The sequence below is a fragment of the Gemmatimonadota bacterium genome (assembly GCA_016714015.1).
In the GTDB taxonomy this organism is placed as follows: domain Bacteria; phylum Gemmatimonadota; class Gemmatimonadetes; order Gemmatimonadales; family Gemmatimonadaceae; genus Pseudogemmatithrix.
Genome location: JADJNZ010000011.1, coordinates 99,890 through 117,196 on the forward strand (window position 1 = coordinate 99,890; position 17,307 = coordinate 117,196).

8 protein-coding genes are annotated in these 17,307 nt (G+C 72.3%); 4 read left to right on the forward strand and 4 right to left on the reverse strand.

Annotation, left to right across the window (positions count from 1 at the left end; translation table 11 throughout):
- Window positions 1-54 precede the first annotated feature (54 nt).
- From IPJ78_18770 to IPJ78_18780, 3 genes are all read left to right on the forward strand, one after another.
- Complete coding sequence (locus tag IPJ78_18770) at window positions 55-1,326, forward strand: EAL domain-containing response regulator (GenBank protein MBK7908579.1); 1,272 nt, start codon at window positions 55-57, stop codon at window positions 1,324-1,326.
- Entirely contained in the window at window positions 1,326-5,258 is a 3,933-nt protein-coding gene (locus IPJ78_18775) for a response regulator (GenBank protein MBK7908580.1), read from the forward strand. Before IPJ78_18770 ends, IPJ78_18775 begins: the two co-directional genes overlap by 1 nt.
- 140 nt (window positions 5,259-5,398) lie before the next feature.
- Window positions 5,399-7,492, forward strand: coding sequence for a HAMP domain-containing protein (locus IPJ78_18780; GenBank protein MBK7908581.1), 2,094 nt, complete (start codon window positions 5,399-5,401; stop codon window positions 7,490-7,492).
- A 49-nt stretch (window positions 7,493-7,541) separates the two neighbouring features.
- Here the strand turns inward: IPJ78_18780 and IPJ78_18785 are convergent, their stop codons facing one another.
- The 4 genes from IPJ78_18785 to IPJ78_18800 all read right to left on the reverse strand — a co-directional run bounded on the left by IPJ78_18785 (window position 7,542) and on the right by IPJ78_18800 (window position 15,236).
- Window positions 7,542-10,220 (reverse strand): PAS domain S-box protein, encoded by a 2,679-nt coding sequence (locus tag IPJ78_18785; protein ID MBK7908582.1) that lies wholly within the window; start codon window positions 10,218-10,220, stop codon window positions 7,542-7,544.
- A gap of 75 nt (window positions 10,221-10,295) precedes the next feature.
- Window positions 10,296-13,301: a response regulator gene (locus IPJ78_18790; protein ID MBK7908583.1), complete on the reverse strand. Its 3,006-nt coding sequence runs from the start codon at window positions 13,299-13,301 to the stop codon at window positions 10,296-10,298.
- 58 nt (window positions 13,302-13,359) lie between these two features.
- The gene (locus tag IPJ78_18795; GenBank protein MBK7908584.1) at window positions 13,360-14,862 is read right to left on the reverse strand and encodes a response regulator; all 1,503 of its coding nucleotides are present in this window, start codon (window positions 14,860-14,862) and stop codon (window positions 13,360-13,362) included.
- The gene (locus IPJ78_18800; GenBank protein MBK7908585.1) at window positions 14,859-15,236 is read right to left on the reverse strand and encodes a PilZ domain-containing protein; all 378 of its coding nucleotides are present in this window, start codon (window positions 15,234-15,236) and stop codon (window positions 14,859-14,861) included. Before IPJ78_18800 ends, IPJ78_18795 begins: the two co-directional genes overlap by 4 nt.
- Before the next feature lie 125 nt (window positions 15,237-15,361).
- Between IPJ78_18800 and IPJ78_18805 the strand changes: the two genes are divergently transcribed.
- Window positions 15,362-17,266: a PAS domain-containing protein gene (locus IPJ78_18805; protein MBK7908586.1), complete on the forward strand. Its 1,905-nt coding sequence runs from the start codon at window positions 15,362-15,364 to the stop codon at window positions 17,264-17,266.
- The last annotated feature ends 41 nt before the right edge of the window (window positions 17,267-17,307 follow it).

Genomic DNA, 17,307 nt, shown 5'->3' on the forward strand with positions numbered 1-17,307 from the left:
GGAGGCGGTATCACCATCAGTCCCGATCTCCACTCGCCAGTCCCAGGGCGTGATGTGTCGCGCGCCGCAGAGCGGGGTCGACCGGTCTCGTCGCGGACGTCCGGCGGCGACGCTGAGGGCGAGATCAAGCACCTCACCGTGCTCATCCTCGAGGATCATCCGTTCCAGCGCCGCATGCTGGGCCGGCTGCTGCTCGGGTTGGGGCATGTCGCGGTGGTGGAAGCGTCGACCGGCGACGAAGCCCTCGAGGCCGTCCGTCGGGCGACCCCTGACCTGGTCATCGCCGACCTGGAGACGCCAGGAATGGACGGTGTCACGTTCCTGCGCATGCTGTCGCAGGACGCGGTCACCCCCCGTGTCGTCCTCACCAGCGCTCACGACCCGTCCGTCCTGCGATCGGTGGACGAGATGGCCAAGATGTATGGCTTGCAGGTCCTCGGGGCGATCCCGAAGCCGGTCTCGCTCGAGGCGCTCCGTGGCTTCCTCAATGAGGTCCGGACCCACGAGGCGGCGAAGGCCCGCTCCGGCGGTCGTGCGCACCTCCCCGCGGACAGCTACTCGCCGGAACAGATCGGCGAGGCCATCAGCCGTGGGGAGATCATCCCCTGGTTCCAGCCCAAGGTCGAGGTCGCCACCGGGCGACTGGCCGGGGTCGAGGCGCTCGCCCGCTGGATGCACCCCACCCGCGGGATGATCGGGCCGGGGGCGTTCATCCCGGTGATCGAGACCACGCCCCTCATGGATGCGCTGAGTCAGAGCATGCTCACGCAGGCGCTCACCTGGGTGCGGAAGTGGGAGAAGGTCGGCCTGTCGATCACGGTCTCGGTCAACCTCCCGGGCGGTGCCCTCGCGGACCCCAGCCTCGCCGACCGCCTCACCAAGCTCGTCCGGTCGATCGGCGTCGAGCCGGCCGCGCTCGTCGTCGAGGTCACCGAGACGACGGTGAGCCGCGAGCGCGCGCTCGCCATCGAGACGCTCGCGCGCCTCCGGATGGCCGGGTTCGGGCTGTCGCTCGATGACTACGGCACCGGCTACGCTTCCATGGAGATGCTGAAGACGATGCCGGTGACCGAGGTCAAGGTCGACCGGCGGTTCGTGCACGGGGCGTCGAAGGATCCCAAGGCCACCGCCGTGCTCGGCTCGCTCCTCGAACTGGCCTCGGGCCTCTCGCTCGAAGCGGTCGCCGAGGGCGTGGAGACGCAGGAGGACCTCGTGCTCCTCGAGGCGCTCGAATGCCCGTATGCGCAGGGCTACGTCATCGCGAAGCCGATGAGCGGTGACGACCTGCTGATATGGGCCCAGCTCCGCGGACCGGCGGAGGGCTGATGCTGCAGGAGCTGAGTCAGGCCGCCGCGCAGGGTGTGGTGGGCCGCGACCGCCTGGTCCGCCGCCTCGTCGCCGGCGGCGCGCTCAGCCTGGTGCTCCTCGCGCTCGCGCTCGGCTGGCGCGAGCAGGTGTCGTTCCTCGGGAACCTCGAGGAGACGGCGCGCGCGACGCGCGCGCAGAGCGCGTCGGCGCTCGCCATGCGGCAGTCCGAGCTGGCGCGTCGCATCGCGGCGCTCGTGCAGTCGCGCGGAGGCGCGGCGGCGGCCGCGCGCAGCGACCTGCGGGCCGAACGGCAGGCAGGGCCGGATGCGACGGAGATCGTCGCGTCCGATGTCACCACGCGCCTCGCGGTGGGCGGCGTGCTCGCCCTCTCCGCCATCGAGGGGACCTCGCGCCAGCCCGATGCCATCACGAACCTCGTCGGGTCGCTCTCCGCGCAGCGGCTCGCGCTCGAGGCGGAGCCAGAGGTCGAGGCGGTCTATCTCGTGGTCCCCGATGCCCGCGTCGTCTCGCGCGTGCCCTACGTGAACGCCGAGCAGATCCGGTTGCGGCAGCGCGACGCGCGACTGACCGAGTGGTTCCGCGTTGAGGTCCTCGACGTGCCGGCCGACGCGGCCGAACGTCCCGGCGAAGCGTGGCTCGCACGCGACCCGGCGACCGGCACTGCGGTGCTCCGCGTCGATCAATCCGCCTGGCTCGGCGGCACCGGCTCGCGGGCATCGGTGATCGTCACCGTTCCCCTGCGGGCCTATCTGCGCAAGCTCGCGGCGATGAACTCGCCGATCCCGCTGCTCGCGTCGCTCGTCGACCCCACCGGAGTGGTCGTCGGGACGGCCTCGCAGTCCGGACGGGTCGTCGAAACGACGCTCGCCGACCTGCCGGTGGAGGTGGTGCAGGCGATTCCGTCGCTCGATGAGCGCTTCGAGCTCGTGGGGACCTGGTTCGCGCTCCGGCTGCCGGTCGAGGGCACGCGCTTCAGCACGGTCATCGCGGTCCCGGCGACCGCCGTGGTGCTCGCCACGCTGCGCCGCGCGGCCGCCGAGCTGCTGCTCGTCGTCGCCGTCGCCCTCGCGCTCGGCATCCTCCTCTGGCTCGTGCGGCGCCGCGTGATCGCGCCCGCCGAGCAGGCGGTGCGCGACATCTCCGCCGCCGAATCGCTCGTGCGTGACATCACCGACGGCGTCCCGGGGCTCGCCGTGTTCAAGGTGACGCGCGAGGACTCGGGTCGGATGCGCGTCGACTTCGTCAGTCGCGGCGCGGCCGCCGTGCTCGGCGTGCCAGCGGTGGCGATCTCCGCCGACTGGGAGAACGTGCACGAGACCGTCTTCCCCGAGGAGGTCGCCGCGGTGCGCGCCGCCTGCGAGCGCGCCTGTATCGAGTGCGCGCCCTGGCAGCAGGAGTTCCGTGTGCGGCGACGCGACGAGGAACGGTGGGTGCGCGTGGAGGCGCGCGCCAGCCGCCTGACGACGGGTGTCGAGCTCGTCGGCTCCTGGCGCGACGTCACCGAGAGCCGAGAGCACACCGAGCTGCTCGCCGATGCGCATCGGCGCCTCATCGAGCTCGCCGACGGCGTGCCCGGGGCGGTGATCCAGTGGCGCATCACCGCGGACGGTCGCCAGGAGGTCGCGTTCGTCGGCAACCGCCTGCCCGAGATCGCCGGCGTCGGCGCTTCAGACCTGTATGGCGGACTGCACGCCTTCGAGCAGGTGCAGCTCGCGGAGGATGTGGACGCCGTGCGGCGCGCCCGGCAGCAGGCGGTGGTGACGGAGACCGGCTATGCGGTCGAGTACCGCGTGATGCACCCGGGGAAGGGGATGCGCTGGCTCCGCGAGGAGGCGGTCTCGCATCGGGTCGCGGGCTGCATCGCCGCCTTCACGGTGCACATCACCGACGTCACGCAGCAACGGAAGGAGGCCGGCGAGCTCCGCCGCGCGAAGGAGGAGGCCGAGATGGCGACGCGCGCCAAGTCGGTCTTCCTCGCGACGATGTCGCACGAGATCCGCACGCCGATGACCGGCATCAGCGGGATGATCGAGGTCCTCTCGCGCACCGTGCTCGACGCCGACCAGCGCAGCCAGCTCGGCACCATCGCCGACTCGGCGCGCGCGCTCCGGCGCATCCTCGACGATGTCCTCGACTTCTCGCGCATCGAGGCGGGGAAGATGACCGTCGAGAAGCGTCCGATCTCGATCGATGACGTGATCGAGGGCACCGCCGGCCTGTACGCCGCCGCCGCCGAGGAGAAGGGGGTGCGCCTCCGTGCGACCGTCGATCCGCGGATCGGCGAACTCGTGATGGGCGATGCCGTGCGCCTCCGCCAGGTGCTGGGCAACCTCCTCTCGAACGCGGTGAAGTTCACGGCGCGCGGGAGCGTGCGACTGGCCGTGACGCAGGAGTCGGTGACCGACGCCGAGCGGGTGCTGCGCTTCGAGGTCACGGACACCGGGGCCGGCATCCCGTATGAGGTGCAACCGCGCCTCTTCGCACCATTCGAGCGCGGCGAGCACGAGATCACCACGCAGGTCGGCGGCACGGGGCTCGGGCTCGCCCTGGTGCGGCGCATCGTCGACCTCATGGAAGGCACGGTCGAGTTGCGCAGTCTCCCCGGCGTCGGCACGTCGGTGCAGGTGCGCGTCCCGTTCGAGCGTCTGCACGAGGAGACCTCCGAGGCACGGATCTCGCTCGCCGGACTCCGCGTCTCGATCCTCCACGACACCGAGGTCGACTCGCGCTTCCTCGCCACGTTGCTCGAGGCGCGCGGGGCGCAGGTGCTCGTCGTCTCGCCCGAGCAGGTGGGCGTGGTGCCCGAGGGGACCACGGCGGACGTGGTCGTCACCGGGCCCGATGTGCCGCGCGAGGTGCAGCATGCGCTCCGGGCGCGGCTCGCCCCGGGTGCGACCGGTCGCACGCAGGTCGTCCGACTCTTCGAGGGCGCGAGCTTGCGGCCCGAGGTGCGCGGCGACGGCGGCGTGACGCTCGCGCCGCACGCGCGGCGCAGCACCTTCCTTCGCGCCGTGGCCATCGCCTGTGGCCGGGACGAGCCGGACCTCCCGACACAGACCACCGAGCATCGCTCGATCACCACGCCGGAGACCTCTACCGTGGACGAGGCGGTCGCCGAGCGGCGTCTGATCCTCGTCTGCGAGGACCACCCCATCGCGCAGCGCGTGATCGAGAAGCAGCTGCGTGTGCTCGGCTACACCGCCGAGCTGCACAACAACGGGCACAGCGGGCTCACCGCGTGGCGCACCGGCCGGTACGGCCTCGTGCTGACCGATCTGCACATGCCGGAGATGGACGGCCTGACGCTCGCACGCCGCATCCGCGCCGAGGAGAACCGTGACCCGTCGCTCGGGCGCACGCCGATCATCGCCCTGAGCGGCAACGCGTTCGACGAGCAGCGGGTCGTCTGCGTGGAAGCCGGCATGGATGACTTCCTCGCGAAGCCGGCGCTGCTGAAGGAACTCGATGCGACGCTCCGCTTCTGGCTCCCGCCCTCCTCGCGTCCGGTGGGGGTGGATCAGAAGCCGGTCCCGTCGAGTGCGATGCCGGTGACGCTGCCCGCGCCCCTCAGCCACAAGGCCCTCAAGGAGAGCCTGGGCGACGATCCCGAGGTGTTGCGTGCCGCGCTCGGGGAGTTCCTCGAGGCCGACGCGGAGGACCTGGCGGCGCTGTGCACCGCGGTCGAGGCGGACGACCGCGTGAAGGTGGTGGGAACGGCGCATCGCATCGAGGGCGCGGCCCGGATGCTCGGTGCCATGCCGTACGCGCGGGCGGCCGAGCGGGTGAAGCGGCTGTTCGGCCTCGATCAGGACGCCGCCGAGCGGGCCGAGGCGGTGCAGCTCCTGCAGCAGGAGGGGGAACGCCTGCGCACGTGGCTGCACACCACGCGCGACTGGTTCGAGCGCGTGACGGTGGGCGCGAACGGCTGAGGCAACGGGCCGGTCACGGGGCTCAAGTCGATGCGCCCCGCGCCGATACCACAGAGTGACAGTGTGACGCCCTCGGTCCGGGCCGCAGGTCCAGACCGGGATGGGTCACGTCTCGTGCCCTCTCATCGCCTCGATCCCCCATGTTCAACTCCCTCGCCCTGCGCACGCGCATCCTCGCCCTCCCCGGCGTCGCGGCACTTGGCTTCGTGGTCACCCTCGCCGTCACCATCGGCTACGGGCGCCACGCGCAGCAGCAGCAACGGCTCGTCGAGACGAGCTACTCCCCGTCGCTGGCGCACAGCCAGCGGCTCGAGGTCGTGCTGGACGCGTACCAGCGCGCCCTCCAGGACGCGGTGGGGGCGAGCGACGTGGCCGCGGTCACGGCGGCGGACACCCTCGTCTCGACCTTCGATGCCGGCATCGACTCGCTCCGGCGCCTGCCGGTGAATGCCGCCCCCGCGCTCGACTCCATCGCGACCCCGTGGCGCTCGTACACGACGCTCGCCAAGCGCACCACCATCGCGATGATCGGCGGCGACATCTCCATGGAAGCGATGCAGGCGATGCGCGCCGGCGCGGCCGAGATGAAGACGCGCCTCAAGGACCGGACGCAGATGGAGCAGGAGCGGATCGCCGCGGCGTTCGCGAGCGCCCGCGCCGCGCAGTCGAGCGCCCTCTGGGCCGCGACCATCGTGCTGGTCATCGCGTTCGTCGCGCTGGCGGTGCTCGCCATCGGCACCGTCCGCAGCATCACGAGCGCCATGCGCGAGCTCTCGACGGTGGCGGGCGAGATCGCCGCGGGCCGCATCGAGCAGCAGGTCACCGTCCGCGCCAATGACGAGATCGGGCAGCTGGCCGACGCGTTCCGGGGCATGATCGAGTACGTCGGCGGGATCGCGCACGCCGCGGATCGCCTCGCCGCCGGCGACCTCGAGGCGCGTGTCGCGCCGCGCTCGCCCGAGGATGTCCTCAGCCGCAACATGAACCGTGCCGCCGACACGCTGCGCGCGATCATCGGTGAGGCGCAGCAACTCATCGCGGCCGGCCGCGCCGGCAAGCTCCAGGTGCGCGGCGATGCCGCTCGCTTCGAAGGAGCGTATCGCGAGCTGATCAGCGGGACCAATGCCATGCTCGACGCCGTGGTGGAGCCGGTGCGGGCCGCGCGCGAGGTCCTCGAGCGCGTCGCCGAGCGCGACCTCACGGTCCGCGTCGAGGGCGAATACCAGGGCGAGCATGCGGCGGTGACGCAGGCGCTCAACACGGCGCTCGATCACATCGAGGGCGCGTTCGCCTCGCTGTCCGCGACGATCACGCAGGTCAACGCGGCCGGGGCCGAGATCGGTGCCGGCAGCTCGGAACTCGCCAGCTCGTCCTCCGACCAGGCCGGCGCACTCGACCAGGTCACGCACCGCCTGCAGGCCGTCGACGAGCGCATCAAGGCCAACGCGCAGGACGCCAACGAGGGCCGTGCGACGATGGAGCGTGTGCGCACGGTGACCGAGGAGGGCGTGCAGCGCATGCAGGCCCTCGCCGCCGCGGTCGCCGAGATCAAGAAGTCCGCCGACGACACCGCGCGCATCGTCAAGTCGATCGACGAGATCGCCTTCCAGACGAACCTGCTCGCGCTCAATGCCGCCGTGGAAGCGGCGCGCGCCGGTGACGCCGGCCGCGGGTTCGCCGTCGTCGCCGACGAGGTCCGTTCCCTCGCCATCCGCGCCGCCGATGCCGCGCGCAACACCGCCACGCTCATCGAGGAGTCGGTGCAGAAGGCGGAGCAGGGCGTCACGCTCAACCAGGGAGTCTCGCGCCGTCTCGGCGAGATCCGCGAGGGTGTCGAGGCCGCCAGCGGCATGATGGCGAACATCGCGCAGAAGACCGTCGAGCAGACGCAGGACCTCGCCGAGATCACCTCGGCGATGTCGCAGATCGGCACGCTGACGCAGCGCACCGCGGCCAACGCCGAGGAGTTCGCCGGGGCGAGCGCCGAGTTGTCGGCGCAGGCGAGCGAGATGCAGGTGCTCGCGCAGAACTTCCGCGTCTCGACCGCGGCCGGGCGTCCGGCGAACGCGCGCCCCCGCGGCGCCGCCCGGTCCGCCACGCCTGCGCGCCCGCTCCCGCGGTCCGTCTCGGCACCGGCCAAGCGCGCGTCACGTCCTGCCCCGTCGGCCACGGCAGCCGCCCGCGCGATCCCGTTCGAGGCCGACGAGACGGATGACGTCCTCGGCGGGTTCTGATCCCCTCCGTCTCCGCGCCGCTCACGGCGCGTGACGGAGCGGGAACAGGTCAGGTCGACGCCGGGCGGTCCAGCGCGGCGCGCACGCGCCGCGCGAGGATAGCCGGCGAGTAGGGCTTGGGCAGGAAATCGGCATCGGCGTGGAGCACGCCGTGCTTGCTGATCACGTCCTCGGTGTAGCCCGAGGCGAAGAGGATCCGGAGGTCGGGGCGGATCGCGCGCAGGCGGTCGGCGAGCTCGCGCCCCTTCATCTCCGGCATCACGACGTCGGTGAGCACGAGGTCGATCCGCTCGGTCATCGGCTCGAGCGCCTTGAGCGCCGCGGCCCCGGTGCGATAGGCGAGCACCTCGTAGCCGAGGCCCGAGAGCACCCGGACCGCGAGCGCTCGGATCGCATCCTCGTCCTCCACCACCGCGATCGTCTCGGTCCCGTGCGGCAGCGTCCCCGTCGACGGGGAGATGCGCGGCGACTCGTCCGCGTTCACGCGTGGCAGGTAGATCTTGAAGGTCGTGCCGTGGTCGAGCTCCGAGTAGACCTCGATGCGGCCCTTGTTCTGCGAGACGGCGCCGAAGACCATCGGCAGGCCGAGCCCCGTCCCGCGCCCCGGCTCCTTGGTGGTGAAGAAGGGCTCGAACAGGTGCGAGCGCACCTCCTCCGTCATCCCGCTCCCCGTATCCGACACCGCAAGGAGGATGTGCTCCCCCGGGTCCGTCTCGGGGTGCCGCTCGCGATACCGCGTGTCGAGGATGACGTTCGACGTCTCGATGGTCAGGACGCCGCCGTTCGGCATCGCATCCCGCGCGTTGACCGCGAGGTTCACGAGGATCTGCTCGGCCTGCGTGGGGTCGAACCGCACCAGGCCGAGGTCCGGCGCGGTGGTCAGCCGGAGCTCGATGTCCTCGCCGAGGAGCCGGGAGAGCATCGCGTGCATGCGCGTGACCGACTCGTTGAGGTCGAGCACGCGCGGGTGGATGATCTGCTTGCGCGAGAAGGCCAGCAGTTGCTGCGTGAGGCCGGTGGCCGACTCGATGGCCCGGTCCACCTCGGCGAGGTCGGGGTAGACCGCGTGCCCGGCCCCCAGCTCGAGGCGGACCAGGTCGAGGTAGCCCTTCATGACCGTGAGCAGGTTGTTGAAGTCGTGGGCGACGCCGCCGGCCAGCCGCCCCACGGTCTGGATCTTCTGCGACTGGAGCAGCTGGGACTGCATCCGCTTGGCCTCCGTGACGTCCACGAAGGAGGCGAGCAGGCCCGCCGGCGTCCCGTCCGCGTCGTGGAACACGTTGGCGCTGTACTGGAAGGTCCCGATGCTCCCGCCGACCCGGGGTGCCGTCATCTCGCCGCTGTCGCCGCCGGTCGCCAGCAGTCGGGCGTGGACCGCGTCCGCCTGCGCCCCCGAGGCCCAGAACTCACGCGCGAAGCGGCCGAGCACCTCGGAGGCGTGCCGGTACCCCCACATCGTCAGGAGGGCCTGGTTCACGTACGTGAGCCGTCCGTCGAGCTCGGAGATGGCGATGCCGTTGAGCGAGGACGCGATCGCGGCGTTCAGCCGCAGCAGCTCCGCCTGCGCGCGCTTGCGCTCGCTGATGTCGGTGATGCTCCCGCGGACCAGGCGATGCGACGCGGAGGGGAGGCGGACCAGGCGTACCTCGGTGGGGATCTCGCGACCGTCGGTCGCGCGGTGCACCCACTCGAACACCGGCGTCTCCCCCTCGAGCGCCGCGGCGATGTGCCGACCGGCGAGCTCGTCGGACCGGGCACCGCCCGGCTGGAGCCGCGGGCTCACGTCGAGCGGGGAGCTCGCGAGGATCGCCGTGGTGTCGAGCCCGAAGAGCGTGAGGGCGTGGCGGTTCGCATCCGTGAAGTGCCCGGAATCGACATCGAAGACCACGATCGCCTCCGGCGCCGTCTCGATCTGCACGCGGAAACGCTCCTCGCTCTCGATGAGCCGCTGCTGCGCTCGCTGCTGCTCCGTCACGTCGGTGATGAACCCGTGCCAGAGCGTGCTCCCGTCGGCGAGACGCTCCGGGCGCGCGCGACCATCGAGCCAGCGCTCGCCGCGCTCGGGGAGTTGCACGCGATATCGGTGGTTCCAGGGCGACAACGCGCGCGCCGACTCCTGGATGGTCGCCGCGACCTCCGCGAGGTCGTCGGGATGCAGCCGCGTGAAGACCTGCGTCGCATCCTCCCGCACCTCCGCGGGCGTGACCTCGTAGATCTCCGCGATCGCCTCGCTCGCGAACGGGAAGCAGCTGCTGCCGTCGGGACGCAGCAGGTACTGGTAGATCACGCCGGGCACCTGGCGCGCGAGGTTCGTGAGCAGCGCCGAGCCGGCGCGCAGGCGTTCCTCCATCACCGTGCGCCGGGTCACGTCCGCGATCGTCGCGTAGCACCGGTCGATCGTGCCGTCGGGTCGCCGCTCGGCCACGAGGTCGAGCATCGCGTGGATCACGCGCCCGTCCTTCGCGATGAAGCGCTTGTCCTTCCGGTAGCCATCCCGCAGGCCGCGCGCGACCTCGTCGAATGCCGCCAAGTCGGCGGCGACATCGTCCGGGTGCGTCAGCTCGGTGAAGGTGCGCGCGAGCAACTCCTCCCGCGTGTAGCCGAGCAGGTCGCAGAGCGCGTCATTGACGCGCAACCAGCGGCGGGTGGACGTCGAGGCCACGGCCATGCCGATGAACGGCAGGTCGTAGAAGCGCCCGTACTCCGCGGTCCGCGAGAGGTCGTCCATGCCCCTCGAACTTGCCCTCGCGCGCCGGATTGCGCTACCGCGAGTCGCCCCGTCGCGGCGGGCGAGGGTCCGTCCTCAGACCGCGATCCGCTCCATCCCCGCCGGCCGGCGCTCCAGCGCGCCCTGGATCGCCTCGGGGGTGATCGGCTTGATCACCACGTCGTTCATCCCCGCCGCGAGGTACTTGTCCCGCTCGTCCGGCGACGCGGACGTCCCGAGCGCCACGATGTGCGGCGTGCCGTGCGGCGCCGGGAGCGACCGGATCATCTGCGTGGCGTGGAGCCCGTCGAGCTGCGGCATCTGGATGTCCATGAAGATGATGTCGAACTCGTGCCGGCTCGCCTGCCGGACCGCTTCGGCCCCGTCCCCCACGACCTCCACTCGGCAGCCGAGGCGCTGCAGCAGATTGGTCGCGACGATCTGGTTCACCCGGTTGTCCTCGGCCAGGAGCACCCGGATCCGGTTGTCGATGACGGGCGCCGGCGCCTGGTGCCGGCGCGCCGACGACTCCTCGACGATCGGGATGTGCCCATCGACCTTCTCGCCGGCCGGCCGGTGCTGATGCGTCACCGACAGCGTCTCGCCGCGGATGATCGGGCCCTTGCCGCGCTCGGGCTTCGGCTTCTGCACCACCGCCGCCAGCGTGCGCGAGAGCGACTGCGCGCCGAACGGCTTGGCGAGCACCGCGTCGCATCCCGCCGCGCCGAGGCGGTCGGCCTCGCCCGCGGCCAGGCCGCTGTTGGCGATGAGGAGGCCCACGCCGGCGATCGCCGGGTCGGCGCGGAGCCGACGAGCGAAGGCGTCGCCATGCTCGCCCACCGTCTGCCGGTCGATCAGCGCCACCTCCACCGGGTCGCCGTCCGCCGCGGCACGCTTGAGGTGGCCGATCGCCTCCTCCGGCGTGGTCGTGGTCTCCACGCGCATGCCGAAGCCGCGCAGCACCTCCCGCGTCACCTGCGCGTCGGCGGCCGAGCTGTCGACGACGAGGGCGCGTTGCCCGGCCAGCGTCGACACATGCGCCGCATCGGGCGCCTCGGCGACGTCCGCCACCTTGAGCTTGACGGTGAACTTGAAGGTCGTGCCCTCGCCCTGGAGGCTCTTCACCTCGAGTTTGCCGCGCATCAGCTCGGCGAGGTGCTTCGCCATGCTGATCCCCAGACCGCCGCCCGCGAGCTTGCTCACCGTCGTGTGGTCCTTCGCGAGCAGGCGCCGCTGCGTCTCGGCGTCCATCCCGGGGCCATTGTCGCGCACTTCCACGCGGAGCGTCACGTCGGCGTCGTCGCGCTCCCCTTCGAGGCGGATCTCGACGCGGCCGCCCGGCGTGAACTTGATCGCGTTCCCCAGGAGGTTGATCAGCACCTGCCGGAAACGGCTCGCGTCGCCGATCACCCAGGCGGGCGTGCGCTCGTGGATGCGCGTGGAGAGCGCGGTCCCGTTGGCGTCCGCCTGCGGTGCGCTCAGGCCCGCGACCTCCGTGACCGCCGCGCGCACGTCGAACGGCGCCTCCACCAGCTGCAGGGCCCCCGACTCGATCTTCGCGAGGTCGAGCACGTCGGTCACGAACGTCATCATCGTCTGCGAGGACCGCATCATCGACTCGACGTACCCCTGCTGCACCGGCGAAAGGGAGGTGTCCTTGAGCATGTGCGCCATCCCCATCACGCGGCTCATCGGCGTGCGGATGCCCTGGTGCATCACCGTGAGCAGCTGCTGCTGCGCCTCGCGCGAGCGGGCCGTCTCGGTCTTCGCGTCCTTCAGCGCCTTGTCCGCGCCATGCTGGGCGGTCCGGTCCATGAGCACGACGATGTGGATCCGCGCGTCGAGCGAGTGTCCCGTCCCCACCCGCACCTCCACCGGCTGCTCGTCGCCATCGGCGCGGCGGGCGTGCGCCTCGCGACCGCTGCCATCGAGCCACTCGGCGATCCGGTCGGGATGGAACGACTTCGCGTTACGGAGCCAGCGGTCGATCGAGGTCCCCACGAGCTGCTCGGGCGATGCGGCGAGCAACGCGACCGCGCGCTTGTTGGCGCGCGTGATCGTGCCGCGCGCATCGGTCACCAGGACCGCGTTCGGCGCCGACTCCACCACCACGAGCAATTCCTCGCGTCGGGCGCGGCTCTCGCGCCGCAGGCGCGCGATGCCCCGCTGCTGCACCACGACCATCGCCGCGGCGAGACCGAGCAGGCCGGCGAGGAGGAAGCCGAGCGGCAGGCCAAGGATCCGGCTTGCGGCGTGCGCCTCCACTTCGAACACCACGCGCGCGGCGAGCGGCGAGGCGGGCGCCCAGGCGCCCATCACCGCGCGTCCGCCCGGGCCGACGTACGGCCGTCGGGTGATCCCCTCGGGCGCGGTCGCGCCAGCGATCGCGGCGGTGCGGGCTGCCGGTCCGTCGGCGCTCCCGGTCGCGGAGAGGATCATCCCGTCATCATCGATGAGGTAGGGATCGGCCGCGGCCCCAGGGCCGCGCGCGAACCGGACGCGCCGCAGTGGGGCGTCGGCATCGTAGAAGAACGCGAGGACCGCCACCGTCTCGCCCGTCGGGCCGCGCACCGGCGCCGCGGAGACGAGGAGCCACATCCCGGCGTTCTGCCCGCCGCGCGAGGCGGTAGGCCACAGGGGACCGGCGACCGACGCGGTCCCGGTCCGCGCCCGCTGGATCGCCGCCACGCGTTGGCCGAGCATCGGGTCGGTGAGCAGCTGCGGTGACGTCGAGGCGAGGATGGCCCCCTGGGGCGAGAAGAGCGCGATGGCGCGGATGCCGTCCGTGCTCGCCGCGTTCTTCGCGAGCGCGCCGAGCGCCGCCGGGATCGTGCCCGAAGCGGACGCGAGCGCGGGATCGTCGGCCCACTGCTTGGCGCGGAGGAGCTCGTCCGCCTCCCACTGCGACACCGCGAGCGAGGCGCGCTGCACGCCGTCCTTGAGGTGCACCACCACCTCGCGCTCCTCGTCGCGGGCGTACGAGACGAGCCCCGCCGCGCTCGCGCCGAGCGCGAGCACGATCAGGGCGGGGATCACGTAGACCGGGAGGCGCGGCGGCCGCACGTCGGGTGCGGCGGCCTTCGGGTGCGCGGGGGGCGTCATGTCCTGAGTATCGGCCCGACTTGGCGCCGGATGACCGGGACCGCCCCGGGCCGGGCGACTAGCTCGCCATCGCCGCGCGGGCCGCGCGGAGCAGGGCGTTGAAGTCGAACGGCTTCTCGAGGTAGCCCGACACGCCGTACCCGTCGAGGCGGTCCCGCAGTTCGCGTTCGGTGTGGCCGGAGGTCATGACCACCTTCACGGCCGGCACCGCCGCGCGCATCCGCCGCAACGTCTCGATCCCGTCCATCCCGGGCATCGTCAGGTCGAGGAGTACGCACCCCACCCGATCCGACGCGGCGACGAGCTTCTGCACGCCCTCCTCGCCGCTCGCCGCGTCGAGCACCTCGAACCCCTGTCGCGCGAGCAGGCGGCGCGTCACGTCGCGTACGGCGGGTTCGTCGTCCACCACGAGCACCGCGGCCGGCGCCGGCGCCGCCGCCGTCTGGGCGGCTGCCGGAAGGGCGGCCGTCGCGGGATCGATCGGGAGCAGCACGCGCATCGTCGTGCCCACCCCCGGCGCGCTCGTCGCCTCGAGCGCGCCGCGATACGCGCGCAGGGTGCCCACGCTCATCGCGAGGCCGAGGCCGCGCCGTTTCGACTTGGTCGTCACCCAGGGCTCGAACGCGCGGTCGAGCGCCTCGGCCGTCATCCCCACGCCGCGGTCGGTGATCTCGACCGACACGCAGCGCCCCGTCCCCAGCCCGCCGTCGATCGTGAGCGAACGGCGGCGGGTCTCGTCGACGGTCGTCACCTCCGCACGGACCTGCACGCGATCGCTCGTCGCTTCCGACGCCTCGATCGCGTTCGTGAGCAGGGCCAGTAGCAGCTCCCGCAAGCGCTTCGCGTCGGCGAGCACGCGCGGCAGCTCGGTGACCTCGCGCGCCAGCCGGGCCCGCGATGCCGTGTCGAGCGCGGCCACCGCCTCCTCGAGCGCCCGCAACGCGTCCACCGGCTGCGCCGGCGCGGCGCCCCGACCGGCGAAGAACAGCAGTTGCCCCGTGAGTTCGGTCGCCCGTTCGGCGGCGAGTCGCAGGTCGGCCAACGCCGAGGCCGCGTCGCCGTCCGGCGCGATGTCGAGCTCCGCGAGCGTGGCGTTCCCGACGATCCCGACGAGCAGGTTGTTGAAGTCGTGCGCGATTCCGCCGGCGAGCACGCCGAGGCACTCGAGGCGCCGGGCGCGCGCGCGCGCCGCATCCGTGCGTCGCGTGCGCGTGACATCCTCCACCACGCCCACCGTGCCGGCGCCTTCGGCGCGCGCGACCGCGGTCACGCGCAACCATTCAACGCCTGGCGCGCCCGTTGCCACGTGATGCAGGCTCTCGCCGTCCTCGGCGAGTCCGAATGCGTCGGCGATGGCGATCGCATCCCCCACCCGTGCCTCGCCGAGCAGCCGGCTGACGAGCGCGGTGTCGAGGAGATCCTCCGCCGGGACCCCGAGCAGCTCGGCGAGCCGCGGGTTCACGTAGGTCGCACGACCGGTGGCATCGAGCAGGAAGAGCCCGGTCGGGGCATCCATCGCGGCGGTCCGCGCCTGGTCGGGGGCCGCGAGCGCCGCCGTCACTTCTGCTCCCGCCACGGATAGCGCTTGCGCAGCCACCACTGCTCGCGGATGATCCGCCCGAACGGCAGCTTGGCCGCATCGAGTCGCAGCGCCAGCGTCGTCCCGTCGTAGCGCACGACGATCCCTTCCACCTCCGCCGTCTCGCCGCGCGCGAACCGGACCACGCCCGCCATCCGGTCCCCCATCAGGACGGTCGCGTCCACCGGGAGGCCGGTCGGCAGTTCCACCCGCACGCCGGTCTCGGAGCAGTCGGTGACCGCGCCGCGCAGCTTGCCCGAGGTGAACGCGGGCCGGTCATGCACCGGATACTCCACGCGGTAGTGTTGCCGCCGATTGGAGGGGTCGGTCTTCGGTTCGGGGATGGGTTCGGTCATCACGGATGGCGGCACGGTCTGAGGGACTCCTCATCGATGAGTATCGGACGAGGCGGTCCCCCCATGAGCACGGCGCCGCAGCCCCGAACGAACACCGGGGCGGCCCGGCCGACTACATTGGACGCATGTGGGACGCGCTGCAGGACCCGGCGGTCGCGGCGACCCTCGTGCGCGAGGCGCCGGACATCATCGTGACGGTCGACCACGACGGGCGCTTCCTCCAGGCGAACCCCGCGGCCCTCCGTCTCTCCGGCTACACCCTCGAGGAGCTCCGCGCCGCGCCGCTCACCGCGGTCTTCTCCCCCGCCGATCTCGTGCAGCTCCGCTCGGCCCGAGACCGCACCGCCGAGGGCGAGCAGATCTCCGCCACCGTGCGCTATCGCCGAAAGGACGGGCAGCTGCGCTGGCTCTCCGCCCGGACGGCCGCCATCCCGCACGGCCCCGGCACCGCGATGCTCGTGTTCGCGCGGGACGTCTCGGACGAGATCCTTCGCGTGCAGGCCCTCCGGGAGAGCGACCAGCGGTTCCGCAGTCTCGTGTCGGCGTTCGACCGTGCCTTCTTCGTCGTCGATCCCGATTTCCGGGTGGCCGGGCTCTTCGGTCGCTGGATCCGCAATGCGGGGCTCGAGCCGCGCACCTGGCTCGGCCGCACGCCAGAGGAGGTCTCGCCCGCGACCGGCGGCGAGCCGCACATGTCCGCCCTGCGCCAGGCGTTCCGCGGGCAGGACGTGACCTACGAGTGGGAGGTGACGCTCCCCGGCCGGCCTGAGCCGCATCACCTGCGCGTGAATCTCTCGCCCATGCGCGACGCCGAGGGGCGGGTGACCGGCATCGCGGGGGTCGCGGCCGACGTGACGCGCCGCATCCACGCCGCGCGCGAGGCCGCCGCGCTCCGCGCCCGCGTCGCCGAGGCCGAGCGCGCCGAGGCGCTCGCCAACCTTGTCAGCGGCGTCGCGCACGAGTTGAACAACCCGCTCGCGGCGATGCTCAACTTCACCGAGGACCTGCTGCAGACCGAGGAGGACGACGATCGGCGCGGCGCGCTCGAGGTGATCCGCGCGCAGGCGCTCCGCTCGCGGGTCATCGTACGCGACCTCCTCACCTTCGCGCGGAAGGGGAGCCATCGTCCGCTGACGCCGCAGTCGCCCGGCCCGCTCCTCGATGCCGTCGCGCGTGCGCTCCGCCCGGCGATCGGGCGCGGGGTCGAGCTCACCGTCGACGTGCGTGATGGCGAGGTCGCGCTCGAGCTCGACCGCACCGGCTTCGAGCAGGTCGTCACCAACCTCATCACCAACGCCGCGCACGCGGCGGCCCGGAACGGACTGGTCGCGCTCGAGGCCGGGCGCGAGGGCGACACCTACGTCATCACGGTCACCGACGACGGCCCCGGCATCCCCGACGACGTCCTCCCGCGCATCTTCGAGCCCTTCTTCACCACCAAGCCCACGGGCGAGGGCACGGGACTCGGGCTCCCCGTCTCGCTCGGTATCGTGCGCGAGTTCGGCGGCACGCTCGAGGCGGCCAACACCGACCGCGGGGCGCGCTTCACCATCCGGCTGCCGGTGAGTCGCAGGCTGCCCATCGCCCCCACGCCACCGCTCGGCGTCGCCGCGGTGCGGCGGAGCGGGGCGACGCCCGTGCGCGACCCGGTCCTGTTGATCGTGGACGATGAGGAACCGATCCGGCGCGCCCTGCGTCGATACTTCACGCGGCAGGGCTGGCGCGTCGAGGAGGCGGCCGACGGCAACGAGGCGATCGACCTCCTCACGGCGCCCGGGGCCGCGCGGCACTACACGGTCGTGCTCTGCGACCTCCGGATGCCGGAGGTGGACGGGCCGACGGTGTATGAAGCGGTCCAGGCGTTGCAGCCCACGTTGCTGCCGCGGCTGGTGATGACCACGGGGGATGTCACGAGCGAGGCGGCGTCACGCTTCCTCGCCGGGCTCGCGACCCCCGTACTGGAGAAGCCGTTCGAGCTCGCCGACGTCGCGGCGCTCTGCGAACGCCTGCGCGCCGAGGCGGCGCGCTGACCCCGTCATGAACTCTCAGGAGCGTACGCGTTGAATCCGTG